The following is a 26,077-nucleotide window of genomic DNA, read 5'->3' as shown; positions in this document are numbered from 1 at the left end:
GAGGCGGCTGGGGAGGGAGGTCGTGCCGCCCGGACCGTGCCGCCCGGGTGGAGGGACGCGGGTCGATCCGCCCGGGGTCAGTGCCGCTCGATGCCCAGCCCCGCGAGGAGCTCGGCCCGGTGCTCGGCGAGCTCCGCCGAGCCGCGGTCGCGGGGCCGCGCGCCGGGGACGGTGACGATCCGCTGGATGCGCGAGACGCCTCCGGGCTCGTCGCGCCCGAGGAGCACGATGCGGTCGGCCAGCTGCAGGGCCTCGTCGACGTCGTGGGTGACGAGCAGGATCGTCGCCGGAGCCGCCGCGTGCACGTCGAGCAGCAGGTCCTGCATCCGCAGGCGGGTCAGCGCGTCGAGCGCCCCGAAGGGCTCGTCCAGGAGGAGCACGCCGGGGTTCCGGGCGAGGGCGCGGGCGAGGGAGGCGCGCTGGGCCATCCCCCCGGACACCTCGCGGGGCCGCGAGCGGGCGTGCGCGGTGAGGCCGACCAGCGAGAGCAGCTCGTCGACGGCGGCGCGGGCGGCCGGGCGCGGGGTGCCGCGCGGCAGTCCGAGCGCGACATTGTCGGCGATGCTCCGCCAAGGCAGCAGCCGCGGCTCCTGGAACGCCACCGCGCAGCGCGGGTCGATGCCGGAGACGGGGGCGCCGTCGATGAGGACGGACCCCTCGGAGGCGGTGTCCAGGCCCGCCGCGATGCGCAGCAGCGTCGACTTGCCGCAGCCGCTCGGGCCGAGGATCGCGATGACCTCGCCCGCGGCGGCCTCGAGCGTCACGTCCGTCAGTACGGGGGACCCGGGCGCGAAGGTGCGGCCGACCCCCTCGAAGCGCACGGGGAACGCCGACTGGCCGAGCTCGGCGTCGAAGGCCAGGCTCGTGCGGGCGGCGGGGGTGGCGGGCATGTCTCTCCGGGCAGCGGGACGGGCGGGCGGATCGTCCGATCGTACGGAGAGGCTCCCGGCGGCACAGCGGGGACCGACACGGGGAGTAACACAGGGGGTGGGACGCGGAAGGCCTCCCCGGTCCGCGGACGGAGGACGCCTTCCGCGGGAGGGCTACGCCTGGACGAGCACGAGCTCCTCGAGGGGCAGGCGGGTGCGCGGCGCGGTCTCGCGCTCGCGGAGGGTCTCGTTCGCCAGCGCGTCGGCGTCGGCCGCGACTCCCACCGCGGCGATCGTCACCGGGTCGAAGCGCTCGTCGACGCCGAACGCGGCGCGGACGGCGTCCTTGTCGAAGCCGGCCATCTGGTGCACGTGCAGCCCCTCGTGGTGCGCCTGGACGCTGAGGTGGGCGATCGACTGGCCGAGGTCGTAGACGGCCCAGGGGCGCGGCTTCCCCTCGGAGTCGACGGTCTCGGCGAGCGCGACGACCAGGACGGCGGCGGAGCCGGCCCAGGCGCCGTTGAAGCCGGCGAGCGTCGCGACGATGCGGTCGAACCCGTCGGTTCCGCGGCGGGCGACGATGAAGCGCCACGGCTGCGAGTTGCTGGCGGACGGGGACCAGCGCGCGGCCTCGAGGAGGGACGCGAGGGTCTCGTCGGAGACGGTCCCGGTCGCGTCGTAGGAGCGGGGGCTCCAGCGCTCCGCGAGGACGTCGAGGATCGGGGCGCTGGTGCTGGCGGTGCGGGAGGCGGTGGCGGACATCGCGGGGCTTCTTCCGTGCGGGGGACTGGGGGAGGGGCTCCGTCGCCCGTGGAGCCCAACCGTCCCCGCCCCGCGGGCATTCCCGCGCGTGCACGGCAGGCGCCCGCGCGCGCGTTCGCCCACGGAGGAGCGGGCCGCCTCCGAGCCCCGGAACGGTACGGTGGGAGACGGCGTGGTCACCCCGCGCACCACCATCCACGACTCTGGAGGATCATCCATGGCCCAGCACTTCGACGTCGTCGTCCTGGGGGCAGGCCCCGGCGGATACGTGGCCGCGATCCGCGCCGCCCAGCTCGGCAAGTCCGTCGCCGTCGTCGAGAAGCAGTACTGGGGCGGTGTCTGCCTCAACGTCGGCTGCATCCCGTCCAAGGCGCTGCTGCGCAACGCGGAGCTCGCCCACCTCTTCCACACCCAGGCGAAGCAGTTCGGCATCTCGGGCGACGTCTCGTTCGACTTCGGCGCGGCGTTCGACCGCAGCCGCTCGGTCGCGGACGGCCGCACCAAGGGCGTCCACTTCCTGATGAAGAAGAACAAGATCGCCGAGTTCGACGGCGTCGGCTCCTTCACCGGCCCGCAGGGCCTCGACGTGCAGCTGAGCAAGGGCGGCACGGAGTCGCTGACCTTCGACGACGCGATCATCGCGACCGGCGCGAGCGTCCGCCTCCTGCCCGGCGTCGAGCTCTCCGAGAACGTCGTCACCTACGAGACCCAGATCATGACCCGCGAGCTCCCCGACACGATGGCCATCGTGGGCGCGGGCGCGATCGGCATGGAGTTCGCCTACGTCCTCAAGAACTACGGCGTCGACGTGACGATCATCGAGTTCATGGACCGCGCCCTCCCCAACGAGGACCCGGACGTCTCCAAGGAGATCCAGAAGCAGTACAAGAAGCTCGGCGTCGAGATCCTGACCTCGACCAAGGTCGAGTCGGTCGTCGACAAGGACGGCTACGTCACGGTCACCTACACCGCGAAGGACGGCACGCAGTCGACCCTCGAGGTCGACAAGGTGCTCATGTCGATCGGCTGGGTCCCCCGCACCGAGGGCTTCGGCCTCGAGAAGACGGGCGTCGAGCTCACCGAGCGCGGCGCGATCGCGATCGACGACCACATGCGCACCAACGTGCCGCACATCTACGCCATCGGCGACGTCACCGCGAAGCTGCAGCTCGCGCACGTCGCGGAGGCGCAGGGCGTCGTCGCCGCCGAGACCCTCGCCGGTGCCGAGACCCAGACCCTGGGCGACTACCGGATGATGCCGCGCGCGACGTTCTGCCAGCCGCAGATCGCCTCCTTCGGCCTCACCGAGAAGCAGGCGACGGACGAGGGACACGAGATCACCGTCTCGACCTTCCCCTTCATGGCGAACGGCAAGGCCCACGGCCTCGGCGAGCCCACCGGCTTCGTGAAGCTCATCGCGAGCAAGAAGTACGGCGAGCTCCTCGGCGCCCACATGATCGGCCCGGACGTCTCGGAGCTGCTCCCCGAGCTCACGCTCGCCCAGAAGTGGGACCTCACCGCGACCGAGCTGGCCCGCAACGTGCACACCCACCCGACGCTGTCGGAGGCGCTGCAGGAGGGCTTCCACGGCCTCAAGGGGCACATGATCAACATGTAGGGCTCGTCCCTCCACGGCCTCCGGCCCGCAGGATCCCGCTCGGCTCGTCCGCGGCGGATCCTGCGGGCCGGACCCGTTCCCGGGGGCGTCCACAGGGCTCCGGCGCCGCTCCCGCTACCGTGGCCCGATGGATCCGCGCCTGCTCGACCGCCTCGCCGCCGACGCCTGGCCCGCGCTCGTGCGGCGCCCCCTCGGCGCGTGGGAGCTGCGCGCCTCCGCAGGAGTCACCAAGCGCGCGAACTCGGTGCTCGCGTCCGGCGACGTCGTCGACCAGGGGGCGGCCCTCGACGCGGCGGAGGCGTTCGCCCGCGAGCACGGGATCGCGCCCCTCGTGCAGATCGGACCGCCGAGCCCCGCCGGTCTGACCGGGTTGCTCGCCGAGCGGGGCGCCGCGCCGATCGACCGGACGCTCGTGCTGACGGGATCGGTGCAGGAGGCGCTCGCCGCCCTGTCCACGATGTCGGGGTCCGCGCCGTCGAGGTCAGTGCCGCCGAGGCCCGCGCCGCGGCCTCGCGTCCGGCTCGCCCCGGCTCCCGACGAGGACTGGCTCGCCCTCTGGTGGTCGGTGGACGGTCGCGGTGGCGCGGAGGAGCGTGCGGTCGCCGAGCGCATCCTCGCGGGCTGCCCCTCCTCCTACGCTCTCGCCGTCGACGGGGACGGCCCGGCCGCGACCGGCCGCCTCGCGCTCGTCACGGCGCCGGACGGCGAGCTCTGGGGCGGCCTCTTCGCCCTGGCGACCCGCCCGGACGCCCGGCGCCGCGGGCTCGCCTCCGCCGTGATCCGCGCCCTCCTCGAGGACGCGTCCGGCCGGGGCGTCGCGCGCTTCTGGCTCCAGGTGCTCGCCGAGAACGCCGGCGCCCGCCGCCTCTACGCGTCCCTCGGCTGCCGCGAGTCGTCCTGGTACGAGTACTGGCGCTGACCCGCTCGCGGAGGAGCGGGGCGCCCGGGTCAGGCGTTCGCGAGCACGGCGCGGGCGACGGCCTCGGCCTTCGACGCGTCGCCGGTGACGGTCACGCGCCACCACACGTCGTCGGCGAGCGCGTCGATCTCGCAGACGCCCGCCGCGCAGCCGGTGAGGGCCTTCTCGCCGAAGCCGTCGAGCGGCTCGAGCGGGATCGCCAGGCCCGAGGTCAGCGAGAGGTTCCGCCAGCCGTCGTCGCCGTTCGGGAGCGCGTCGACCGTCACGCCCGAGTAGGCGGCGCTGGAGGCGTCGCTCCAGCTGCAGGAGGCGTACCCGGCCCGGGCGGCGGCAGCGGCCGACGCGGTGGTCGGCGTCCCGGTCCCCGTCCCCGCGGTCGCCTGCGCGAGACCGGCGGCACCGGACAGCTGCTCGGCCGTCAGGACCTCGGTGCAGACGGGCGCCGTCGCGGTGACCGGCTCGTCGAGGGTGCCGAGCGCGGCGGAGGCGGTGCCGGTCGCCAGCGCGGCGAGGTCGACGGCCGCGGGGGCGCCGCGCAGCTGCAGCGTCACCCAGGTGGCGCCGGCGAGCAGGTCCAGGTCGCAGCTGCCGTCGGTGCAGGAGCCGTAGGCCTCGACGGCGGTCTCGAGGCGCGGGCCCGGACGGCCGGTGAAGGCCTCGGCGGCGTCGTCGACCGCGGCCGCGGTGATCGAGGCGTCCTCGTCGTACCAGGCGCAGCGGAGCACTCCGCCGTTCTCCTCCGCGGCCTCGCGGATCAGCTCGCCCGAGGAGCGCGTCGTCACCTCGCGGCTGCCCTCGAGAGCGCTGCGGGAGACCCCCAGCGCCGAGGCCGCCCGCGTGGCGGGGAGGAGGGAGTCGCAGCCCAGGCGGGTCGAGGCCGTGGGCGAGGGCGTCGGAGTCGCGGAGGGAGTCGGAGCGGCGGTCTCGGACGCCGACGGGGTGGCCGCGACGTCCGAGCGCTCGGCCGACGTGCAGCCCGTCAGCGCGACGAGAACGGCGAGCGCGGCGCCGACCGTCGCCAGGCGCGGGAGGCGGGCCCTCACGCGGCCAGCTCGCGCTCGATCGCGGCCGTGAACGCGTCGATGTCGTCCTCCGTCGTGTCGAAGGAGCAGACCCAGCGGACCTCGCCGGTCGCCGGGTTCCAGTCGTAGAAGCGGTAGGCGGCGCGGAGCCGGTCCGCGACTCCGGGCGGCAGCGTCGCGAACACCGCGTTGGCCTGGGTCTGCTGCGTGAACTCGAGCCCGGTGATCCGGCCGGCGGCGATCGCCTCCTCGAGCCCCGAGCGCAGGCGCGCCGCCATGGCGTTCGCGTGCCGGGCCGAGCGGAGCCACAGGGGCTCCTCCTCGCCGCCGTCGCCGAGCAGGGCGAGCAGCTGCGCCGAGATGAAGCGCATCTTGGAGGACAGCTGCATGTTGGTCTTGCGGAGGAAGGTCAGCCCGGTCGAGGCCGCCGGGTCGAGCACGACGATCGCCTCGCCGAGCAGGATGCCGTTCTTGGTGCCGCCGAACGAGAGCACGTCGACGCCCGCGTCGGTCGTGAAGGAGCGCAGGGGCAGGCCGAGAGCGGCCGCGGCGTTCGCGATGCGCGCCCCGTCCATGTGCAGCCGCATGCCGAGGCCGTGCGCGTGGTCGGCGAGCGCGCGCACCTCCTCGGGGGTGTAGACGGTGCCGAGCTCGGAGGACTGGGTGATCGAGACCACGAGCGGCTGGGCGCGGTGCTCGTCGCCGAAGCCCCACGCCTCCTGGTCGACCAGCGCCGGGGTCAGCTTGCCGTCGGGCGTGGGGACCGTGAGGATCTTGATCCCGCCGACCTTCTCGGGCGCTCCGCCCTCGTCGGAGGTGATGTGCGCGGTGCCCGCCGAGACGACGGCGCCCCACCGCGGCAGCATCGACTGCAGACCGGTGACGTTGGCGCCCGTGCCGTTGAAGACGGGGAAGGCCTGGGCCTGCTCGCCGAACTCGCGGCGGAACGCCTCCTGCAGGCGCTCGGTGTAGACGTCCTCGCCGTAGGCGATCTGGTGCGCTCCGTTGGCCGCGGCGATCGCGGCGAGGACCTCGTCGTGCACTCCGGAGTAGTTGTCGGAGGCGAAGCCGCGGACGTCGGGATCGTGCAGAGCGCTCATCCCTCCATCTTCGCAGCCCGCCGCCCGGAGGAGCCCGGGAGGCGCCCTCCGCGACGCCCCTCCTGCCCCCCGTTTGTTTCGGGCAGGTGAACGGACGACGACCCGAAAGCCGATCTCCGTCAAGAAGTTGGTATCGGCTGGGAGGCAGGCCACTCTTGACCTATGCGCATGGACACCTCGGGAGCTGTCCGCGACATGCCCGCCCCTCCCGGGGTGGACGAGATCGCGGCACGCTTCGGCGATCCCGTCCTCGCGTTCGCGCCCCAGCCGCGGCTGGAGGAGTTCGCCGCCGCGCAGACGATGGCGCTCGGCCGCTTCGTCGAGATCTCGCTCTCGTACTCGTTCTACAAGAACCCGCGCAACCGCGCCGACCCCGTCAACCACGTCCCGCTGACCCCCGAGCAGAAGCGCGCGATCGAGCGCGCCGAGAACGACCACCTGCCGCCGTGGATGGTCGACCAGGTGACGCGGATGCGGTACCCGGTGCTCTGGGAGGCGGTCCGCACCTCCGTGCCGATCCCCGCCGAGCGCAGCCGGCCCCTGGAGTCCCGCCTCGCGGCCCACATGGGCGACGTGCTCCGCAACACCTTCCCGGGCCGCGTGCGCAGCCGCCGCGGCGGGATGCCGGTCGTCGCCGCCGCCCTCCGCGACGAGGACGTCGTGCGGGGCGTCCCGGTGATCGTGGACGGGGAGGCGCTGCGCGGCTACCGCGTGGACACCGATCCGGACGTGGTCGCGATCGGCGCCCGCGTCGACGGCCGCTACATGACGGTCGTGCTCGACCGGAAGATCGTGCCGGAGATCCGGATGGAGTTCGTCCGCCGCACCCCGCCGCGCCCGGCCTCGAGCCAGCCCCGGCGCTGACCGCCCCGGCGTCGAGCACCTCCGAGCCGTCCACCACGGTGCCGACCGCCCGGCCCACCGCTCAGGGGCGCCCCGGTACCGCGATCCCGTGCTCGTAGGCGAACACGACCGCCTGGATCCGGTCGCGCACGCCGAGCTTCATCAGGATCTTCGAGACGTGCGTCTTCACGGTCGCCTCGCCCACGAACAGCTCGGCCGCGATCTCGGCGTTCGACCAGCCCCGCGCCAGGTGCACGAGCACCTCGCGCTCGCGGTCCGTCAGGTCGGCGACTCCGGAGTGCTCGGCGGCGGCCGGCGTGCGCTCGGGCACGGAGGCGAACCGCTCGATCACGCGCCGGGTGACGTCGGGGGCGAGCATCGCGTCGCCGCGGGCGACCACCTGCACCGCCTCGACCAGCTCCTCCGGCGACGCGTTCTTGAGCAGGAACCCGCTGGCGCCGGCCGAGAGCGCCTCGAAGAGGTAGTCGTCGCGGTCGAAGGTGGTGAGGATGAGCACCCGCGAGCACAGGCGCGGGTCGGCCACGATCTCGCGGGTCGCGGCCAGGCCGTCGAGACCGGGCATCTGCACGTCCATGCAGATCACGTCGGGGCGCAGCTCGGAGGCGCGCTGCAGGGCCTCGAGCCCGGTGCGGGCCTCGCCGACCACCTCGATCCCGGGCTCCGACTCGAGGATGATGCGGAAGCCCACGCGGACGAGCTCCTGGTCGTCGACGAGCAGCACGCGCACGTGCTCGGTCATGGGCGGCCCCCGCTCGCTCGCTCCTGACGCCCCCGCGACGTCTCCGACGACGGTACCGGGTCGCCGGCGTCCGGCACGCTCGCCCGGACGGGGGACAGCGGCACCCGGGCGTGCACGAGGTACCCTCCGCCCCTCGGCCCCATCTCGATCCAGCCGCCGACCGCGGCCGCGCGCTCGCTCATGCCGGTGTGCCCCAGTCCGCAGGAGGCGGGAGCGCTCGGGTGCGGGCCGGACCCGCCGTCGTCGGCGATCTCGAGCTCGACCGCGTCGGGGGCGTAGCGGAGGCGCACCTCGGCGTGCGCGCCGCGCCCCGCGTGCTTGCGGACGTTCGTGAGCGACTCCTGCGCGATGCGGTAGAGGCTGAGCCCCACCGTCGCGGGGATCTCGCGGGGCGTGCCGAGGGTGAGGAAGACGGTGGGCAGGCCCGACCCGCTGGACGCCGCGACCAGCTCCTCGAGCTGGGCCACCCCGCGGGTGGACGCGGCGTCGGTGAGCGGATTCGGGACCGCGTCCTCGGCGCGCAGCGCGACCAGGATGCGGTGCAGCTCCTCGATCGCCGAGCGCGCGTCGCCCTCGATGGCGCTGAGCGATGCCGCCGCCCGCTCCGGATCCCGCGCCAGCACCCGCCGCGCCGCTCCCGCCTGCACGCCCATCACGCTGACGTGGTGCGCGACCACGTCGTGCAACTCGCGCGCGATCCGCAGCCGCTCGGAGGACACGGCCTGCCGCGAGGAGCGCTCCCGCTCGTCGTCGAGCTCGGCCGTGCGCGTCTCGAGCGCCTCCAGCCGGCGGGCCGACTGCCACGACGCCTCGCCGAAGACGTAGGCGCTGCCGAAGTAGAGCAGGTTCGACACGACCGCGAGGGCCGACTCCGCCGCGTAGGGCGAGAGCAGGCCGGGGGAGTCGTCGACCGGCACGGAGCTGCCGAAGTACTCGCCCGTGGCGAGGGTGGTGAGCAGCCAGCCCAGCATCCCGACCGCGATCGCCACTCGGACGACGAGCGCCGTGCGCCGGTTCCGGCCCCACGCGCCGACCGTGTAGAGCGCGAGGAACAGGCAGATCTGGCCGAAGAGCGACTCCGGCACCTGGAGCACGATCCCGAGCGCGTAGACGACGGAGAGCCCGGCCGCCACGCTCGCGGGGAACCGGCGGCGCAGCGCGAGGGGAAGGGTCATCAGGACGGCCCAGTGGGCGCTGACGACGGGGTGCGCCGCGTCCGGGAAGCCCGCCGAGGAGTACAGCGCGACGGAGACGATCGTCGCCACCAGCAGGATCCCCGCGGTGACCGCGTCGCGCACGTATCCGGCCCGGCTCGGCGCTCGCCGGATCCAGCCCGCGTCGAGCGGGTCCGCGGCTCCGTCACTTGAGGGCATGCGCCCCACGCTAACCGACGCCGGTCGGACGGGGCCCCGGGAGGCGGAGGAGCGCACCCCGCCGCCTCCCGGGCGCGACGTCAGTCCCGGCCGGTGATGCCCCGGGTCGAGGCGATGACGTCGCCCATCTTCTTCCCGAGGGCCTCGTAGAACATCGACAGCGGGAACTCGTCGTCCAGCACCGCGTCGGTGAGGCCGCGCGGGGCGCCGAGCAGCACCTCGTCCGGGAGCCCGCGGGCCCAGGCGGAGGCGGGGTGCGGAGTGAGAGTGGCCGCGATCAGCTCGTGCGCGGCCAGCCAGTGCGCCGTCTTCGGCCGGTCGATCGAGCGCCAGTAGAGCTCGTCGATCGCGTCCGAGAGGGCGACGACCACGTCGGCGACGCCGTCCCACTCGAACGCCAGCCGGGTGTCGGTCCAGTGCAGGACGCCGTGCTGGTGCAGCCAGGCGAAGAGCAGCTGGCCGCCGAGGCCGTCGTAGTTGCGCACCCGCGACCCGGTGAGCGGGAAGCGGAAGAGCCGGTCGAACAGGATCGCGTACTGCACGAAGCGCGAGCGCTCGGCCAGCGCCTCCTCCTCGTCGTCGCGGCGGTCGAGCGCGCCGAGGCGGCGCTCGATGGCGACGGCCTCGCGGAAGGCGGTGAGGTCGCACCGCAGCTCCTCCAGCGAGTAGAGGAAGAAGGGCATCCGCTGCTTGATCATGAACGGGTCGAACGGCAGGTCGCCGCGCATGTGGGTGCGGTCGTGGATGAGGTCCCACATCACGAAGGACTCCTCCGCCAGGCGCTGGTCGGCCAGCAGGCGCTGCGCGTCCTCCGGGAGCTCGAGACGGGTGATCCGGGCCGCCTCCGTGACGACGCGGCGGAACCGGGCCGCCTCGCGGTCGGCGAAGATCGCGCCCCAGGTGAAGGACGGGACGGAGCGCATCGCGACCGTCTCGGGGAACAGCACGGCGCTGTCGGTGTCGTAGCCGGCGGTGAAGTCGACGAAGCGCACGGGCACGAAGAGGGCGTTGGAGTAGTCGCCCGCCTCCAGCTCGGCGACGAACCGCGGCCAGACGACCTCGACGAGGACGGCCTCGACGTGGCGGTCGCGGCTGCCGTTCTGGGTGTACATGGGGAAGACGACGAGGTGGCGGCGGCCGTCGACGCGCTCGAGCTGCGGCTGGAACGCGGTGAGCGAGTCGAGGAAGTCCGGCAGGCCGAGGCCGTCGGCGCTCCAGCGCTCGAGGTCGACGACCAGCGCGTCGAGGTACGCGGCGTCGTGCGGGAACGCGGGGGCGAGGGTGCGGACGCCGGCGACGATCCGCTCGACGAGGGTGCGCGCCTCCTCGAGCCTCTCGGGCCCGGCGAGCGAGCCGTCCTGGGACTGGAGCGGCTGCAGCGCGGCGGCGGCCGCCTTCAGGTCGAGCCAGGCGGCGGACTCCTCCACGCGGTCCTCGACGACCTCGGGTTCTCCGACGACGGTGCTCTGCACGGCTTGCGACATGGTGATCCTCCTCACGCTGGTGATACGGGGCTGCAGGAGCGGAACGCGCTCCGACTCCGAGCGTATGGGCTCGTGCGCGCGCTTTTCTTGCGTCTCGGCGGACTGAAGCGGCGATCTCGCAGGGGTGGGCGCACGTCTCCGCCGCCCCTCGGAGGCCCCGCAATCAGCGGTTGCCCAGGTGTTGTGCAGGTGCCACCCCCCGTCCGGGGCTAGATTCCTCACCGCTTCCGTTTCCCTCCCCTGATCGGGTCGAAGATGGGGCGACACCGTGTCCGCATCCCGAGTGCGGAGACATCCGATCGGACAGGCGCGCCGAACACCCTGGCGGCGCGCTCGATCGGCGAGCCATCCTGAGAGAGAGGATCGGAGCGCGTGACGGGACCCGAACCCGGAAGCGACCAGAGAACAGCCAGCATCGACCACCACCCCGAGAACCTCCGCCTGCTCCCCTGGCCGCAGGCGGACGCCTCCGTCCTGCGCGACACCCTCGCGCACGCGGGCGGCGGACTCGAGAGCGAGAGCGAGATCCTCGTGCGCCACGACCGCTACCTGCGCGGTTGGGCGGACGGCGACGCGTTCTTCTACGTGGTCGAGCTGGACGGACTCTCCGTCGGCTCCATCGGCTATTGGTACGGCTGCTCGCGCGGCGTCGTCGCCTACGAGGCGGCGTGGAGCATCGCTCCGCACGCCCGCGGCATCACCGCGGACTCCGTGCGGATGCTGCTCGAGGAGGCGGCGGCGTTCCCCGTGCCCCGATTCGTGCACGCCTTCGTGGCGGAGAGCGACCTGGACGCCGGCGCGACCTGCGTCGAGGCCGGCTTCGACCGGATCGACCTCGTCGAGCAGGGCGAGCCGCCGGAGCTCTACGTGGACTGGGCGTTCGACCTGGCCGCCGTGGCCTGATCAGATCCCGTGGCGCTCCAGCCACGGCCGCAGCACCGCGAGGAACTCCTCCGGGTGCTCGAGGCCGGGCAGGTGCGCCGCGTCCTCGAGCACGTGCAGCTCGGCACCGCCCACCTCGGCGGCGAGGTGCTCGCACACCGGCAGCGACTCCGAGAGGTCGTGCGCGCCCGCCACGACGAGGGTCGGCACGGCGATCTCCCCGAGCCGCTCGCCCGCCGGCCCGGAGGGCTCGATCGGGCGGGGGGCCTCCTCCTCGTGGCCGACGCCGGTGAGCGCGAGCTCCCGGACCCGCGCGAGGAACTCCGGAGCGACGTCGTCCGCGGAGCGGTCGGGACCCACGGCCCAGAGCTCCGCCTCGACGATCGCCGACGCCTCCCGCTCGCCCGCGAGCTCCAGCGCCTCGACCTCCCCGAAGCGCCGCTCCTCCTCCGCCGTCAGCGCGGGGTAGTCGAAGCCCGCCAGGCCCGGCGCGATCACGACCAGGCCGGTCACCCGCTCCGGATGCTCGAGCGCCAGGTCGAGCGCGAGCGTTCCGCCCCGCGAGCAGCCGACGACCACCGCGCGCTCGACGCCGAGGTGGTCGAGCACGTCCAGGGCGTCCCGGCGCGGGTCGTACTCCACGTCCTCCGTGCTCGTGCCGCCCGCGCCGCGGACGTCGTAGCGGACCACCAGCCGGTCGCGGGAGAGGTCGGGGACGAGCGGGTCCCACATCCGCAGGTCGGCGATGCCCGCGTGCACGAGCAGCAGGGCGGGCGCGGAGGCGTGGCCGTCCGCCTCCCAGTGGAGGCTCGCGCCGGGGACCTCGAGATGCGGCATGCCGCACACCGTAGGCGCGTCGCGCCGGCGCTGCAACGCCCCGGCCACTGCCTAGGGTGGAGGCGCGACAGCGGACGGGCCGCGGCGGGGAGGCGGCGGCGTGGAGGGCGTGCTCACCGGCTTCTCGATCATCGGGGTCGTCATCGCGGTCGGCTACCTGATCGCGCGGTTCCGGATCGTCCCGCCCGAGAGCCGGCTGATCCTGTCGCGGATCGCCTTCTTCGTCACGACGCCGGCGCTGCTGTTCACCGTGCTGTCGCGGGCCGACGTCTCCGTCCTCTTCTCCTCGTTCCTCCTCGTCTCGCTCCTGACGGTGCTGACCGTCGCCCTGCTCTACGTGCTGGCCTCACGGCTGCTCTTCCCCCGCCCGCTGCCGGAGACGGTGATCGGGACCGCGGCCTCCTCCTACGTCAACGCCAACAACATCGGACTGCCGGTCGCCATCTACGTGCTGGGCGATCCGCAGTGGGTGGCGCCGACGCTCCTCCTGCAGCTGATCGTCCTCGCGCCGACGATCCTGACGCTGCTCGACGTCTCGACGAGCGGGCGGACCTCGGTCGGCGCGATCCTCACGCAGCCGCTGCGGAATCCGATGATCATCGCCTCCGCCCTCGGCCTCGTCGTCGCCCTCACCGGCGTGGAGCTGCCCGCGCCCGTGCTGCAGCCGTTCTCGATCATCGGCAACGCGTCGATCCCGCTGGTGCTGATCGCCTTCGGGATGTCGCTGCGCGGGCAGCGGCCGCTGGAGGCGGGGCCGGCGCGGGTCGAGGTGGTGGTCGCGTCCGTCCTCAAGTCGCTGGTGATGCCGGCGGTCGCGCTGCTGCTGGGGCGCTTCGCGTTCCACCTCGACTCCGAGCACCTCTTCGTGGTGACGGTGACCGCCGCGCTGCCGACCGCGCAGAACATCTTCACCTTCGCCTCGCGCTACGACCGGGGCGTCGCCGTCGCCCGCGACACGGCCCTCGTGACCACGGTCGCCGCGGTGCCCGTGCTCATCGGGGTGTCCCTCCTGCTGGGCTGAGCGGAGAAGCATCCCCGCCTCCCGCTCGGTCCCGGCGGAGGCGCCGGACGGCCCGCGCATCCGCGTCGCGTGTCCCTCGTCCTGGGACGGGGCCGGTGGCGCGGGCCCGGTCGCACTCCGCCGACCGTCGCTTAGGCTCTCTCGAATGAGCACCACCACGTCCGCCGACCGCTCCGCCCGCGGGAGGCCGCGCCGCCGTCGCGGCCTCTGGATCACGCTGATCGTCCTCCTGGTCCTGCTGATCGGCGCCGTCGTCGCGGTGCTCCTCGGCGTGCGCACCTACGACAAGGCGATGACCGTCCGCGACAAGCTGACCGAGGCGATCCCACTGGTGTCGCAGGTGACGGACAGGCTGACGACGTTCGACACCTCCGGGGCGGAGGAGACCGCGGGCCGGATCGCGACCCTCACCGGCGAGGCGCGCGACGAGACCGAGGACCCGGTGTGGCGGGTGATGGAGGTGGTGCCCGTCCTCGGGCCGAACCTGTCCGCGGTCCGCGCCGCGACCGAGATCGCCGACGACGTCTCCGGCCGGATCGTCACGCCGCTCTCCACGACCTCGCTCGACATCCTCAAGCCCGTCGACGGCAGGGTAGACCTCGCGGCGATCACCGAGCTGTCGCAGAAGATCACCGTCGCCAAGGAGGTCGTCGACGCGGCGCAGACCCGCGTCGAGGGCATCGACCGCGGCCCGCTGGTGCCGCAGGTGGCCTCGGCCCTCGACTCCTTCACTCCGCAGCTGGCCACCGCCACCGCGGCGATGGAGCAGGTCGAGCCGCTCACCGCGATCCTCCCCGACTCCCTCGGAGCCTCCGGCCCGCGCCACTACCTGGTGATGTTCCAGAACCTGGCGGAGTCGCAGGCTCTGGGCGGCGGCGCGTCGTCGGTGATGCAGCTCGACGTCGACGGCGGCGCGATCTCGATCGGCCGTCAGCTGGGCAGCGGCGACTTCCGCGGTCTGGCGCCCGTCACCGTCGACCAGAGCGCGCTCGACACCATCGGCGAGAACATGGCGACGACCTTCAACGTCTCGACCAGCCGCCCCGACTTCCCGACGGCCGCCTCGATCGCCTCGCAGTTCTGGGCGCAGAAGTTCCCCGAGCAGAGGATCGACGGCGTCCTCGCGATCGACCCCGTCGCCCTCTCCTACCTCCTCGGCTCGACCGGGCCCGTGACCCTCACCGACGGCACGGTCCTCACGAGCGAGAACACCGTCTCGACCCTGCTCAACGAGGTCTACTTCCGCTACCCGGAGTCGGTCGTGGCCGAGCGCACCGACGAGTTCTTCTCGGAGGCGAGCGCGACGGTCCTGGGCAAGATCCTCGGCGGGGAGATGGAGCCGACGAAGATGCTCCCGGCGATCGTGAAGGCGGTCGACGAGAGCCGCATCCTCGCCTACAGCTCCGACGTCGACGAGCAGGCGCTCCTCGCGCCCACGCCGATCGCGGGGGTCCTGCCGCAGACGACGACCGACGGCACGACCACCGGAGTGTTCTTCCAGGACGCCTCGGGCGGCTCGAAGATGGACTACTACCTGAGCACGGCGGTCACGCAGTCGAGCGCGGGCCGGTGCGCCGCCTCCGGCGCGGTCTTCACCACCTCCGTCACCGTGACCAACACGATCTCGAAGGCGGTCGCTCGGACGCTGCCCGGCTACGTCGCCGCGGCCGGCGGGCGCGGTGCGTACCCCCTGGGCGACTTCGTCACCAACATCTACGTCTACGGCCCTCCCGGGACCACGGTGTCGAGTGCGGCCTGGGCCGACGGCACCGGCTACGGACCCGAGAGCCTCGACGACCTCGGCCGTCCCGTCTCGAAGGTCGCCGTGCAGCTCTCGCCCGGCCAGTCCGAGACGTTCGACGTGCAGTTCAGCGCCGGCGACGCCTCCGGCTTCGGCGACCAGACCGTGCGGGTGACCCCGATGATCAACCCCACCGCGGTCACGCTGAACGACGAGCCCGCCTGCGGCTGACCGCGCGATCGCGCCCCGAGCACGCCGACCGCTGACGCGCCCCCGGGTCGGTGCTGGACCAGCGCCGACCGCTCCGACCGCTGACGCGCCCCCCCCGGGTAAGTGCTGGACCAGCGCCGACCGCTCCGACCGCTGACGCGCCCCCCGGGTAAGTGCTAGACCAGCGCCGAACCGGGGATCGAGCTCGTCACGAGCGAGGAGGCGAGGAACGCGGTGGCGATGCAGAGCACGAACCCGATGACCGGCACGAGGAACGCGCGTCGGCCCACGAGGTAGCGCACGACCGTCACGACCACGGCGATCAGCGTCAGCGCGGGCGGCCCGATCAGCGCGATCGAGACGCCCCAGTCGATCCGGTCGAAGTCGCAGGCGAAGTTCTGGCCCTCGCACTGCGCGGGGAAGACCGAGAGGATCGCGGCGAGGTAGCCGAGCACGATCGTGAGCAGGCCGAGGGCGAGGCAGCCGAGGATCGAGAGCACGAGGTCCCAGCGGCGCCGGCGCGGCTTCCCGGCGGCGATGATCTCGCCCACCGAGCGGTAGGCGTCGGACCGGAACTCGTCGTGCGCGGCTCCGGGGCGGGCGGTCGCGGGGCGGGCGGTCGCAGGGCGTGCCGTCGCGGGTCGGGCGGCGGGGCGGGAGGCGCCGGCCGAGGCGGCCTGGGCCCGCGCGCGCTTCTTCTTCGACGAGGCCATGCTCAGAAGATCATCGGGCGGTCGTCGTCGAGGGTCGTCTCCAGGTCGAGGTCGACCACCACCGGGACGTGGTCGCTCGGGGCGTCGCCCTTGCGCTCGTCGCGGTGGATCGAGGCGCCGGTGACGAGCTCGCCGAACGCGGGGGAGCCGAGCACGAAGTCGATCCGCAGCCCCTCGTTGCGCGGGAAGCGGAGCTGCTTGTAGTCCCAGTAGGTGTAGCCCTCGGGCACGAGCGGGCGGACGACGTCGCGCAGGCCCGCGTCCTCGAAGGCGGCGAAGGCGGCGCGCTCGGGGATCGAGACGTGCGTGGATCCGGGGCCGAGGCTCGGGTCGCCCACGTCGCTGTCGAGCGGCGCGACGTTCCAGTCGCCGACCAGAGCGAGCGGCAGGTCGGGCTCGGCGGCCAGCCACTCGCGGGTGCTCGCCTCGAGGGCCGCGAGCCACTCGAGCTTGTAGAGGTAGTGCGGGTCGTCGACCGCGCGGCCGTTCGGGACGTAGAGGCTCCAGACGCGCACGCCGTCGACCGTGGCGCCGATCGCGCGGGCCTCGAGCGGGTAGGAGCCGTCGGCCGCCGCCTCCTTCGCGAAGCCGGGCATGCCCGGGAAGCCGATCTGCACGTCCTCCATCGGCAGGCGCGAGGCGATGCCGACCCCGTTCCACTGGCTGAGCCCGACCATCTCGACGTGGTACCCGGCGTCGGCGAAGGCCTCGTGCGGGAACTGCTCGGGCTTGCACTTGAGCTCCTGCATGGCGAGGACGTCCACGTCCTCGCGCACGAGCCAGTCGATGACGCGGCCGGTGCGGGCCCGGATGGAGTTCACGTTCCAGGTGGCGATGCGCATCCTGGAAGTGTAGGAGCCGCCGCCGACACGTCTCCTGCGCGTCCTCCGCGCGTCCCGGCGGCCGCGGGCCGGGGGAGTCATCCCCTCGGCGGATTGCGGAACCGGTGTCGGTGGTCGATGGTTGTCTAGCGCCGTCCCGACCGGCCGTTCGTCGCGCCGTCCGGACGCCGCCGCCGCCCGCGCCGTGCGGGCCCGACGGGCTCCCCGGCGCTCCGCGCTCCCCAGCCCGGTCCCCTCCCCTCCCGCTCCTGCTCCGCCCCTCCGGAGGACCCATGATCCTGCTCCGCCTCGCCTCCGCCTACGCGAAGCCCTACGCGCGCTGGGTGGCCGCCGTCGTCGTGCTGCAGCTCGTCGCGACGCTCGCCGCGCTCTACCTGCCGAGCCTCAACGCCGAGATCATCGACCAGGGCATCGGCCGCGGCGACACCGACTTCATCTGGGGCACCGGCATGACCATGCTCGGCGTCTGCGTCGTGCAGGTCGCCGCGGCGATCGGAGCCGTCTACTTCGGCGCGCGCACCGCCATGTCCGTCGGCCGCGACCTGCGCCGCGACGTCTACCGCCGCGTCGACTCGCTCAGCGGGCTCGAGGTCGGCGGCTTCGGCACGGCCACCCTGATCACCCGCGGCACGAACGACGTGCAGCAGGTGCAGATGCTCGTGCTGATGACCCTCAACTTCATGGTGTCCGCGCCGATCATGTGCGTCGGCGGCATCGTCTTCGCCCTGCGCGAGGACGCCGGCCTCTCCTGGCTGGTCTGGGTGTCGGTGCCGCTGCTGTTCGTCGTGGTCGGCTTCCTGGTGTTCCTGCTGCTGCCGCTGTTCCGCCTCATGCAGGACCGGATCGACGGGATCAACAGCGTGCTCCGCGAGCAGATCACGGGCATCCGCGTGGTGCGCGCCTTCGTGCGCGAGCCGTTCGAGTCCGAGCGGTACCGCAAGGCCAACGCGGCGATCACCGAGGTGTCGATCAAGGTCGGCAACATCTTCGTGCTGATGTTCCCCGCGATCATGATGATCCTGCACCTGGCCACCGCGGCCGTGCTGTGGTTCGGCGGGCAGCGGGTCGACGCAGGTCAGATGCAGGTGGGTTCGCTCACCGCGTTCCTGCAGTACCTCCTCCAGATCCTCACCGCCGTGATGATGGGCGTCTTCATGGTGATGATGATCCCCCGCGCGGTCGTCTGCGCCGAGCGGATCCAGCAGGTGCTCGACGCCCGCACCAGCCTCACCACGCCCGAGGGCGGAGTCCCGACGCCCGCGCGCGGCCGCGTCGAGTTCTCCGGGGTCGTCTTCGGCTACCCGGGCGCCGAGCGCCCCGTGCTCTCGGGCATCGACATCGTCGCGGAGCCGGGCCGCACCACGGCCGTCGTCGGCTCCACCGGCGCCGGCAAGACCACCCTGCTCGGCCTCGTGCCGCGCCTGTTCGACCCACAGGAGGGCACCGTCACGATCGACGGCGTGCCCGTCTCCTCCCTCGACCGGGCGCAGCTCGCCGAGGTGATCGGGCTCGTGCCCCAGCGCCCCTACCTCTTCTCGGGGACGATCGCCTCGAACCTGCGCTTCGGCCGCCCCGACGCGACGGACGCCGAGCTGTGGGAGGCGCTGCGCATCGCCCAGGGCGAGGACTTCGTGCGGAGCAAGGAGCACGGGCTCGACGAGCCGGTCTCGCAGGGCGGCACCAACGTCTCCGGCGGGCAGCGCCAGCGGCTCTGCATCGCGCGGGCCCTCGTCGCGAAGCCGCGGGTCTACCTGTTCGACGACTCGTTCTCGGCGCTCGACGTCGCGACCGATGCGCGGCTGCGGGAGTCGCTGGCCGACGCCACCACCGACGCGACCGTGATCATCGTGGCCCAGCGGGTGTCGACCATCCGCCACGCCGACCAGATCGTCGTGCTCGACGCGGGCCGCGTCGTCGGCCGCGGCACGCACGACGAGCTCCTCGAGACGAACGCGACCTACCGCGAGATCGTCGAATCCCAGCTGAGCGTCGAAGGAGTGTCCTGAGATGGCGCGCACACGCGACACCACCGCCCCCGAGGAGACGACGTCCCCCGAGCCCGAGTTCGAGCCCGGCGAGGGCGACAGCGGCATGTTCGGGGACGGGCCGCCCGCCCGCAAGGCGCAGAACTTCTGGCCCTCGGCCAAGCGCCTCTTCTCGCTGCTCGGCCCCGAGCGCGCCCGGATGGTCCTCGTGGTCGCCCTGGTCTCGCTGTCGGTCGTCCTCACCGTCATCGCGCCCAAGATCCTCGGGCAGGCGATGGACACGATCTTCAACGGCGTGATCGGCTCGCAGCTCCCCGCCGGCGTCCCGCTCGAGCAGATCATCGAGCAGCAGCGCGCCTCGGGCAACGGCACCTTCGCCGACATGCTGGCCAAGACCGACATCGTGCCCGGCGCGGGCATCGACTTCGTGATCCTCGGCCGCCTGATCATCATCGTGCTGCTGATGTACGTCGTCGCGTCGGTGCTCATGTGGGCGCAGGGCTACATCCTCAACGGCCTCGTGATGCGGGTGGTCTTCGGCCTCCGTCAGGACATCGAGGCGAAGCTCAACCGCCTCCCGCTGCGCTTCTTCGACACCCGGCAGCGCGGCGACGTGATGTCGCGCGTCACGAACGACGTCGACAACATCCAGACGGCGCTGCAGCAGGCCTTCTCGCAGCTGGTGCAGTCGGTGCTCACCATCATCGGCATCGCCGCGATGATGTTCATCGTCTCGTGGCAGCTCGCGCTGATCGCGCTGATCTCGATCCCGCTCTCGGGCGTGATCGCGGGCGTGATCGGCGCCCGCTCCCAGAAGCTCTTCGCCGCCCAGTGGAAGAACACGGGCGCGCTCAACGGCCACATCGAGGAGACCTTCTCCGGGCTCGAGATCGTCCGCGCCTTCGGCCGCGACCGCGAGATGCTCGAGGAGTTCGACCGCCGCAACGACAGCCTCTACACCGCCTCGTTCGGCGCCCAGTTCGTCTCGGGCATGATCATGCCCGCGATGACCTTCGTCTCCTACCTCTCCTACGTGCTCATCGCCGTGGTCGGCGGCCTGCGGGTCGCCTCAGGTCAGCTGACGCTCGGCGACGCGACCGCGTTCATCCAGTACTCGCGCGAGTTCACGCAGCCGGTGACCCAGCTGGCGAGCATGGCGAACATGCTGCAGTCCGGCGTCGCCTCGGCCGAGCGCACGTTCGAGCTGCTCGACGCCGAGGAGCAGGAGCCGGAGACGGCGACCGCGTCGCTCCCGCAGCGCACCGACGGCCACGTGGAGTTCGAGGGCGTCTCGTTCTCGTACGACCCGGAGCAGCCGCTGATCGAGGACCTGACCTTCTCGGCGCAGCCCGGGCAGACGGTCGCCATCGTCGGTCCGACCGGCGCCGGCAAGACCACGCTGGTCAACCTGGTCATGCGCTTCTACGAGCTCACCGGAGGGCGCATCCTGCTCGATGGCGTCGACATCACGAGCCTCGCGCGCGGCGATCTGCGCTCGCGCGTGGGCATGGTGCTGCAGGACGCGTGGCTCTTCCAGGGCACCATCCGCGAGAACATCCGCTACGGGCGCCTGGACGCGACCGACGAGGAGATCGTCGACGCGGCGAAGGCCACCATGGTCGACCGCTTCGTGCGCCAGCTGCCCGACGGCTACGACACGGTGCTGGACGCCGACGGCGGCAGCGTCTCGGCGGGCGAGCGGCAGCTGATCACGATCGCGCGCGCGTTCCTCGCGAACCCGTCGCTGCTGATCCTCGACGAGGCCACCTCCTCGGTCGACACCCGCACGGAGCTGCTCGTGCAGCACGCGATGAACGCGCTCCGCACCGATCGGACCTCGTTCGTCATCGCGCACCGGCTCTCCACGATCCGCGACGCCGACACCATCCTGGTGATGGAGTCGGGCCGGATCGTCGAGCAGGGCGCGCACGAGGCGCTCCTGAAGCAGCGCGGTGCCTACTACGAGCTCTACATGACGCAGTTCCGCGGAGGAGGCGACGAGGCGGGCGAGCACGCCGCAGCGGGCGCGCTCCCGAGCGGGGGAGGGGTCTCCCCGTAGAGTAGGCGCGTGACCGACGCACGCCAGCAGCTCATCGAGTACATCGGCTCCGACGCCGTCTTCCACGGGGACTTCACCCTCACGAGCGGCAAGAAGGCGTCGTACTACGTCGACCTGCGCCGCGTGAGCCTCGACCACCGCGTCGCGCCGCTGATCGGGCAGGTCATGCTCGACCTCATCGCGCCCATCGAGCGCGTCGACGCCGTCGGCGGCCTCACCATGGGAGCCGATCCGATCGCCGCCGCGATCCTCCATCAGGGCGCCGCCCGCGGTCTCGCCTACGACGCGTTCGTCGTGCGCAAGGAGCCCAAGGACCACGGCCGCGGCCGGCAGGTCGAGGGCCCCGACCTCGAGGGCAAGCGCGTCGTCGTCGTCGAGGACACGTCCACCACCGGCGGCTCGCCGCTGAAGGCGATCGAGGCCCTGCTGAAGGTCGGCGCCGAGATCGCAGGAGTCGCCGTCGTCGTCGACCGCGCGACCGGGGCCCGCGAGATCATCGAGGACGCCGGCTACCCGTACTTCGCCGCGATCGGTCTGGCCGACCTCGGCCTGAGCTGATGGTCGACGAGGGGGGACGCGGCGGGGGCCCGGGAGGCGGCGAGCACCCGGAGCCGGAGGGCCGCGGGTCCGAGGGCCGCGAGCCGGAGCCTGCCGGATCGGAGGCCTCCGAGCCGGAGCGTGCCGAGCCGGAGCGTGCCGAGCCGGAGCGACCCGAGCCGGAGCGTCCCGTCGGCAGCAGCGAGTGGCTGCTCCAGCAGCTCAGCGGCGGCCGCCTGAAGAGCATCTTCGACTCGCCCCGCCCCGTCCCTTCCGTGGAGGAGTCGCGCGCGGAGCGGACGTCCGGTCCTGCTGAGTCCGCAGCCGACGAGGCCCACGCGTCAGCGGAGGAGCGGAGCGTTGCGAGCGAGTCGGCCTCCTCCGCCGACGCGGCCGGACCGTCCTCGGGCGACAGCGACAGCGACTCCGACGCCGCGCCGCCCCGTGCCCCCGCCGCTCCGGTCGGCCTGTGGCCGGGGGAGCCGGTGCTGAGCGCGACGCCCGCCGCCGAGGAGGCCGGCGGCGACCTCCCGAAACCCGCGGACGACTCCGCTCGGGTGGAGGAGCAGTACGCCGACGCCGACCGCGGAACGGTCGTGGAGCCGGAGCGCTCCTCCGACCGCGACGGCGTCTCCGCCGAGGGACGGAGCTCTCCGGGCCCTGACACGGGAGCCCCCGACACGGGAGCCCCCGACACGGGAGCCCGCGCCATGGGAGCGCCCGAGACGGGTGCCCGCGAGACGGGTGCCCGCGAGACGGGTGTCCGCGAGGCGGGTGCCGGTGGGAGGACTGCCCGCGAGACGAGTGCCTCCGACGCGGACGTGTCCGACGAGGACGCCTTCGACGCGTTCTTCGCCCCCCTCCGCGACGACAACGCCGACGGCTCCGGCTCCGACGCCTCCACCGATGCCGGCCGCACCGAGGTGCACCGCCGCGGGGCGGACTCCGTGCGCCCGGTCCTGCCGCACACCGACCCTCCCGCCGACCTGCCGACCGCCCCCGCCGGACTGCGCAGCGCGCACCGGCCGGACGACGAGCCCGATGCCGGATCCTCGGCCGACGTCGACCCGGCGGGCCGCTCCGGCGTCCCCTACCCCGCCGACGGACGCCCGGTCGGCGCCACCCCGCCGACTCCGCGCGAGCCGACTCCGCCCGCCGTCTACGAGTGGCCCGACCCGCGCGGGGACTGGGACCAGCCGCCCGTGTGGGAGCAGGTCGTCGCTCCGCAGGACGAGCCCGACGAGGACGGCGGCGACGAGGAGCTGTGGCGCGAGACCGCCGGCGCCTACTCGTGGAACCTCGAGCCGGCCGCCGAGCCCGCCGACCGCGCCGAGCCCGCACCCTTCCGCACCGCTCCCGCGGCCGCCCACGTCAACGCCGCTCCGCCGCGGAAGCGCCGCTCCGCCCGGTCCCGACCCGAGAGCCGCGAGCGCGACTCGGCGCCCGCCGCAGCACCCGCGTGGCGCACGCTCAGCCGACGCCGGCTCCTGATCGGCCTGATCGCGGCGGGTGCGGTGATCCTCCTCGCCGGGCTCTTCGCGATCGGCATCGCCGTCGGGAGCGCCGGCGGCCGAGCAGAGCCGCAGGCCGCCCCGGTCGTCAGCGAGACGCCCACGGCGGAGCCGACCCCCTCGCCCACGCCGACCGCGACCCTCCCGACCGTCGGACCGCTGCCCGTCGGCACCTGGGCCTGGAGCGCGCTCCTCGGCGGCGAGTGCGTCGATCCCTTCGACTCCGTCTGGGCGGAGGAGTTCACCGTCGTGGACTGCGCGGCGGCTCACTCCGCCCAGCTCGTCGCCACGGCGGAGCTGACCGACGCGGCGTTCCCCGGCCAGGACGCTCTGGCCGTCACCGTCTCCTCGCTCTGCCAGGCGCAGGGCGTCGTGGACGTCGCGGCGGCCGAGACCTACGGCGACGTGCAGGTCGCCGGTGCGTTCCCCGTCACCCAGGAGCAGTGGGACGCGGGCGAGCGCAGCTACTACTGCTTCGTCGACCGGGCGGGCGGCGGCGAGCTGACCGGCTCCCTCGCCGGCACTCCCGCGGCCTGACGCGCGCCGTCCCTCGGGCCTCGGAGGATGCCGCCGGGCACCGGCCCGGTGCACCCGGCCGAGCCGCGGAGCGCCCAGTAGGATCGCTCGTCGTGCAGGAGAACGAGGCGACCCCCGCGACCGGACCCACCGCCTCCGTGGAGCTCACCACGAACGGCGTCGGCCCCTGGCAGGGGGAGTGGCCCGAGGACGACCGCCTCGACCCGGAGCTGCTGGAGCGCGGCGACGCGCGCAACGTGGTCGACCGGTTCCGCTACTGGCGGATGGACGCGATCGTCGCGGAGCTCGACCGCACGCGGCACCCGTTCCACGTCGCGATCGAGAACTGGCAGCACGACATGAACATCGGCTCGATCGTCCGCAGCGCCAACGCGTTCGGCGCGGAAGGCGTCCACATCGTCGGCCGGCGGCGCTGGAACAAGCGCGGCGCGATGGTCACCGACCGCTACCAGCACGTCCAGCACCACGAGACGGTGGCCGACCTCGTGCAGTGGGCCGCGGAGGCGGACGTGCCCCTCCTCGCCGTCGACAACGTCCCCGGCTGCGTGCCGCTCGAGACCTACCGGCTCCCCGAGCGCTGCCTCCTGCTGTTCGGGCAGGAGGGACCCGGCCTCTCGGAGGAGGCGATCGCCGCCTCGGAGGCCGTGCTCGAGATCACGCAGTTCGGCTCGACCCGGTCGATCAACGCCTCGGCGGCGGCAGCCGTCGCGATGCACGCCTGGGTGCTGCAGCACGTCCGCTTCTGACCCCCGCGACCCGCGGTGCGGTGTCAGGAACCGGCGCCCGACCCGCTGCCGGGCCGCCGGGACTCAGACCGCCGAATCCGGCGGGAACTCCGACTCCAACGGCTCCGACGACAGGAGCTCGTGCACCCCGCTCAGCACCTCGTCCGGGCGGAACGGATAGCGCTCGATCTCGGCCTCGTCGCTGATCCCCGTCAGCACCAGCACGGTGTGCAGGCCCGCCTCGATGCCCGCGACGATGTCGGTGTCCATCCGGTCGCCGATCATCCCGGTGTTCTCGCTGTGCGCGCCGATCTTGTTCATCGCCGAGCGGAACATCATCGGGTTCGGCTTGCCGACCACGTACGGATCCTTGCCCGTCGCCTTCGTGATGAGCGCCGCGATCGCCCCCGTCGCCGGAAGCACGCCCTCGGCGCTCGGCCCCGTCGCATCGGGATTGGTGACGATGAAGCGCGCACCCGCGACGATCAGGCGGATCGCCTTCGTGATCGCCTCGAAGCTGTAGTTGCGGGTCTCGCCCACGACCACGTAGTCCGGCGCCGTCTCCGTCATGATGAAGCCCGCCTCGTGCAGCGCGGTGGTGATCCCCGCCTCGCCGATCACGAACGCGCTCCCGCCCGGCTTCTGCGACGCGCAGAAGTCCGCCGTCGCCAGAGCGCTCGTCCAGATCCGCTCCTCCGGCACGTGCAGCCCCGACCCGCGCAGCCGCGCCGCCAGATCCCGCGGCGTGAAGATCGAGTTGTTCGTCAGCACCAGGAACGGGGTGCCCGAATCGGTCCACTCCTGGATCAGCTCGGGCGCGCCGGGGAGCGCCTTGTTCTCGTGCACCAGCACGCCGTCCATGTCCGTGAGCCAGGCCTCGACTTCACTGCGGTTCGTCGCCATGGGTCGATGCTATCGGCGGCACCCCCGCGCACGACGGCGACGACCGGCGAACCGCCCGGCTCCCTCCGCTGACGCCCCTGTGGAGGGACGACCGTCGTGCGCCGGACGGCCGGACCCCGGACCCGCACAGCCCCGAGCGGGATAGCCTGGGAGGCATGAGTGGCGAGAACCTGCTGGGCCCCGAACCGACCCTCCTCCCCGACGAGCCCGCGGTCACCGCGGCCCTCGCGAAGCACGCGAACCCGGGAGCCGTCGAATTCGCCGCCCTCGCCGCCGCCCACCCGCGCTCCCCGCTGGCCTGGGCACTGCTCGCCGACAGCGTCTGGGGCATCGACGCGGCCCTCCCCTCCTACGCCTACGCCCGCGTCGGCTACCACCGCGGCCTCGACCTCCTCCGCGGAGCCGGCTGGCGCGGCCAGGGCCCCATCCCCTGGCGCCACGGACCCAACCGCGGATTCCTGCTCTCCCTCTACGCCCTCCGCCGCGCCGCCGACTCCATCGGCGAGACCGAGGAGGTCACCCGCCTCACCCAGTTCCTCCAGCAGGCCGACCCGATCGCCATCGAGGAGATCGAGCGGTACCACGAGGACGCGTTACCCCCTACCGCCGCCATCATCATCCTCGGCAACGACTAGGCGGCGCCCGGGTGCGGTTCTGGCGGCGTTGTCGTCGGGCGCCGTAGCGCCGCTACGGCTTCCTCCTCCGCCTTGCCAGAACCGCACCCGGACGCCGCCTAGCCCTGTGCTGGTGGGGTGGGCGCCGTGTCTGCGGCACGAGCGCGGGGCGCCGTGCCGGGGGCACGAGCGGCCGCGGGGGGCTGGAGC

At 73.2% G+C, this 26,077-nt stretch carries 23 protein-coding genes; 12 read left to right on the top strand and 11 right to left on the bottom strand.

Annotated elements, in window-relative coordinates:
* Positions 1–77 precede the first annotated feature (77 nt).
* Positions 78–890 (bottom strand): ABC transporter ATP-binding protein, encoded by an 813-nt coding sequence (locus tag C5C10_RS13460; protein WP_104222820.1) that lies wholly within the window; start codon positions 888–890, stop codon positions 78–80.
* 153 nt (positions 891–1,043) lie between these two features.
* Entirely contained in the window at positions 1,044–1,631 is a 588-nt protein-coding gene (locus C5C10_RS13455) for a nitroreductase family protein (protein ID WP_104329484.1), read from the bottom strand.
* Positions 1,632–1,848: 217 nt separating this feature from the next.
* On the opposite strand from C5C10_RS13455, the gene lpdA reads away from it, so the two are divergent.
* Both lpdA and C5C10_RS13445 read left to right on the top strand, forming a co-directional pair.
* Complete coding sequence (lpdA, locus tag C5C10_RS13450) at positions 1,849–3,249, top strand: dihydrolipoyl dehydrogenase (RefSeq protein ID WP_104222818.1); 1,401 nt, start codon at positions 1,849–1,851, stop codon at positions 3,247–3,249.
* A 127-nt stretch (positions 3,250–3,376) separates the two neighbouring features.
* Complete coding sequence (locus C5C10_RS13445; RefSeq protein WP_104329483.1) at positions 3,377–4,168, top strand: GNAT family N-acetyltransferase; 792 nt, start codon at positions 3,377–3,379, stop codon at positions 4,166–4,168.
* 29 nt (positions 4,169–4,197) lie between these two features.
* Here the strand turns inward: C5C10_RS13445 and C5C10_RS13440 are convergent, their stop codons facing one another.
* Positions 4,198–5,211: a hypothetical protein gene (locus C5C10_RS13440; protein ID WP_104329482.1), complete on the bottom strand. Its 1,014-nt coding sequence runs from the start codon at positions 5,209–5,211 to the stop codon at positions 4,198–4,200.
* Positions 5,208–6,290, bottom strand: coding sequence for a low specificity L-threonine aldolase (locus C5C10_RS13435; RefSeq protein ID WP_104222816.1), 1,083 nt, complete (start codon positions 6,288–6,290; stop codon positions 5,208–5,210). Before C5C10_RS13435 ends, C5C10_RS13440 begins: the two co-directional genes overlap by 4 nt.
* Before the next feature lie 162 nt (positions 6,291–6,452).
* Here C5C10_RS13435 and C5C10_RS13430 point away from each other — a divergent pair, with 162 nt between their 5' ends.
* Positions 6,453–7,154, top strand: coding sequence for a hypothetical protein (locus tag C5C10_RS13430; RefSeq protein WP_146082167.1), 702 nt, complete (start codon positions 6,453–6,455; stop codon positions 7,152–7,154).
* A gap of 61 nt (positions 7,155–7,215) precedes the next feature.
* Here the strand turns inward: C5C10_RS13430 and C5C10_RS13425 are convergent, their stop codons facing one another.
* The 3 genes from C5C10_RS13425 to C5C10_RS13415 form a co-directional block, all read right to left on the bottom strand.
* Positions 7,216–7,893: a response regulator transcription factor gene (locus C5C10_RS13425; protein WP_104234377.1), complete on the bottom strand. Its 678-nt coding sequence runs from the start codon at positions 7,891–7,893 to the stop codon at positions 7,216–7,218.
* Positions 7,890–9,266: a sensor histidine kinase gene (locus C5C10_RS13420; protein ID WP_104329480.1), complete on the bottom strand. Its 1,377-nt coding sequence runs from the start codon at positions 9,264–9,266 to the stop codon at positions 7,890–7,892. The genes C5C10_RS13425 and C5C10_RS13420 overlap by 4 nt, the downstream gene beginning before the upstream one ends.
* Positions 9,267–9,346: 80 nt before the next feature.
* A complete protein-coding gene (locus tag C5C10_RS13415; protein ID WP_104329479.1) occupies positions 9,347–10,750 on the bottom strand; it encodes a DUF6421 family protein in 1,404 nt (467 codons plus the stop codon).
* Positions 10,751–11,122: 372 nt separating this feature from the next.
* On the opposite strand from C5C10_RS13415, the gene C5C10_RS13410 reads away from it, so the two are divergent.
* Complete coding sequence (locus tag C5C10_RS13410) at positions 11,123–11,653, top strand: hypothetical protein (protein ID WP_104260956.1); 531 nt, start codon at positions 11,123–11,125, stop codon at positions 11,651–11,653.
* Here C5C10_RS13410 and C5C10_RS13405 read toward each other — a convergent pair whose 3' ends face one another.
* Positions 11,654–12,469, bottom strand: a complete 816-nt coding sequence (locus tag C5C10_RS13405) for an alpha/beta fold hydrolase (RefSeq protein WP_104329478.1) — start codon at positions 12,467–12,469, stop codon at positions 11,654–11,656.
* Between the two features lie 100 nt (positions 12,470–12,569).
* Here C5C10_RS13405 and C5C10_RS13400 point away from each other — a divergent pair, with 100 nt between their 5' ends.
* Positions 12,570–13,490 (top strand): AEC family transporter, encoded by a 921-nt coding sequence (locus C5C10_RS13400; RefSeq protein ID WP_104222809.1) that lies wholly within the window; start codon positions 12,570–12,572, stop codon positions 13,488–13,490.
* Between the two features lie 145 nt (positions 13,491–13,635).
* Positions 13,636–15,462: a DUF4012 domain-containing protein gene (locus tag C5C10_RS13395; protein WP_104329477.1), complete on the top strand. Its 1,827-nt coding sequence runs from the start codon at positions 13,636–13,638 to the stop codon at positions 15,460–15,462.
* A gap of 155 nt (positions 15,463–15,617) precedes the next feature.
* Here the strand turns inward: C5C10_RS13395 and C5C10_RS13390 are convergent, their stop codons facing one another.
* On the bottom strand, positions 15,618–16,154 hold the full coding sequence (locus C5C10_RS13390) for a hypothetical protein (RefSeq protein ID WP_104234383.1): 537 nt from the start codon (positions 16,152–16,154) through the stop codon (positions 15,618–15,620).
* A 2-nt stretch (positions 16,155–16,156) separates the two neighbouring features.
* The gene (locus tag C5C10_RS13385; protein WP_104329476.1) at positions 16,157–16,996 is read right to left on the bottom strand and encodes an exodeoxyribonuclease III; all 840 of its coding nucleotides are present in this window, start codon (positions 16,994–16,996) and stop codon (positions 16,157–16,159) included.
* Positions 16,997–17,268: 272 nt separating this feature from the next.
* Here C5C10_RS13385 and C5C10_RS13380 point away from each other — a divergent pair, with 272 nt between their 5' ends.
* The 5 genes from C5C10_RS13380 to C5C10_RS13360 all read left to right on the top strand — a co-directional run bounded on the left by C5C10_RS13380 (position 17,269) and on the right by C5C10_RS13360 (position 24,371).
* Entirely contained in the window at positions 17,269–19,002 is a 1,734-nt protein-coding gene (locus C5C10_RS13380) for an ABC transporter ATP-binding protein (RefSeq protein WP_104239193.1), read from the top strand.
* Between the two features lies 1 nt (position 19,003).
* Positions 19,004–21,040: an ABC transporter ATP-binding protein gene (locus C5C10_RS13375; RefSeq protein ID WP_104329475.1), complete on the top strand. Its 2,037-nt coding sequence runs from the start codon at positions 19,004–19,006 to the stop codon at positions 21,038–21,040.
* Positions 21,041–21,049: 9 nt separating this feature from the next.
* The gene (gene pyrE, locus C5C10_RS13370; RefSeq protein ID WP_104222804.1) at positions 21,050–21,598 is read left to right on the top strand and encodes an orotate phosphoribosyltransferase; all 549 of its coding nucleotides are present in this window, start codon (positions 21,050–21,052) and stop codon (positions 21,596–21,598) included.
* Complete coding sequence (locus C5C10_RS18375; RefSeq protein ID WP_104329474.1) at positions 21,598–23,625, top strand: septum formation family protein; 2,028 nt, start codon at positions 21,598–21,600, stop codon at positions 23,623–23,625. The genes pyrE and C5C10_RS18375 overlap by 1 nt, the downstream gene beginning before the upstream one ends.
* 92 nt (positions 23,626–23,717) lie before the next feature.
* Positions 23,718–24,371 (top strand): TrmH family RNA methyltransferase, encoded by a 654-nt coding sequence (locus C5C10_RS13360; RefSeq protein ID WP_104282714.1) that lies wholly within the window; start codon positions 23,718–23,720, stop codon positions 24,369–24,371.
* Positions 24,372–24,434: 63 nt separating this feature from the next.
* On the opposite strand, the gene C5C10_RS13355 is transcribed toward C5C10_RS13360, so the two are convergent.
* Positions 24,435–25,253, bottom strand: a complete 819-nt coding sequence (locus C5C10_RS13355) for an HAD-IIA family hydrolase (RefSeq protein WP_104225721.1) — start codon at positions 25,251–25,253, stop codon at positions 24,435–24,437.
* A 155-nt stretch (positions 25,254–25,408) separates the two neighbouring features.
* Here C5C10_RS13355 and C5C10_RS13350 point away from each other — a divergent pair, with 155 nt between their 5' ends.
* Positions 25,409–25,888, top strand: a complete 480-nt coding sequence (locus C5C10_RS13350) for a DUF3151 domain-containing protein (protein WP_104234388.1) — start codon at positions 25,409–25,411, stop codon at positions 25,886–25,888.
* The last annotated feature ends 189 nt before the right edge of the window (positions 25,889–26,077 follow it).

The sequence above is a fragment of the Rathayibacter sp. AY1A3 genome (assembly GCF_002930975.1).
Lineage (GTDB): Bacteria > Actinomycetota > Actinomycetes > Actinomycetales > Microbacteriaceae > Rathayibacter.
This window is presented reverse-complemented; position numbering and strand designations above follow the sequence as displayed.